Source organism: Massilia rubra (genome assembly GCF_011682065.1).
Classification (GTDB): domain Bacteria; phylum Pseudomonadota; class Gammaproteobacteria; order Burkholderiales; family Burkholderiaceae_D; genus Telluria_A; species Telluria_A rubra.
In genome coordinates this window covers 1-629 of record NZ_VUYU01000087.1, presented here as the reverse complement: position 1 = coordinate 629, position 629 = coordinate 1, and the positions used below count along the sequence as shown (strand labels likewise).

The 629-nt window shown below is 67.4% G+C and carries 1 protein-coding gene; it reads right to left on the bottom strand.

Going from position 1 to position 629, the window contains the following annotated elements; genetic code table 11:
* Positions 1–629, bottom strand: a 629-nt coding sequence (locus F0185_RS34125; protein WP_229477323.1) for a methyl-accepting chemotaxis protein, incomplete at both ends; no start/stop codon positions are given.

The window sequence follows — 629 nt, the reverse complement described above, 5'->3', positions numbered from 1 at the left end:
GTCACGCGCGCCACGCTGTCGACCACTTCGCCGATGGTGGTGCCGGCTTCCTGCACCAGGCGCGTGCCGTTGCTGACCTGCGCCACCGAGTCGCCGATCAAGCCCTTGATTTCCTTGGCCGCGCCTGCCGAGCGCTGCGCCAGCGTGCGCACTTCGGACGCCACCACCGCAAAGCCGCGACCCTGCTCGCCGGCGCGCGCCGCTTCCACCGCCGCATTCAAGGCCAGGATATTGGTCTGGAAGGCGATGCTGTCGATCACGCCGATGATATCGACGATCTTGCGCGACGACGCTTCGATCGAACCCATGGTGTCGACCACCTGGCTGACGATCGCGCCGCCCTTGCGCGCCACTTGGGAGGCGGCCAGGGCGAGCTGGTTGGCCTGGTGCGCGTTGTCGGCGTTCTGGCGCACGGTGGACGTCAGTTCTTCCATCGAAGCGGCGGTTTCTTCGAGCGAACTGGCTTGCTGCTCGGTGCGCGCCGACAGGTCCAGGTTGCCGGCGGCGATTTCGGTCGAGCCGATGGCGATCGCGTTGGTCCCGCTCTGCACTTCCGACACCACCCGCGTGAGCGAGTCGTTCATCGCGTGCAGGGCGCGCATCAGGTCACCGATTTCGTCGCGCGAGGC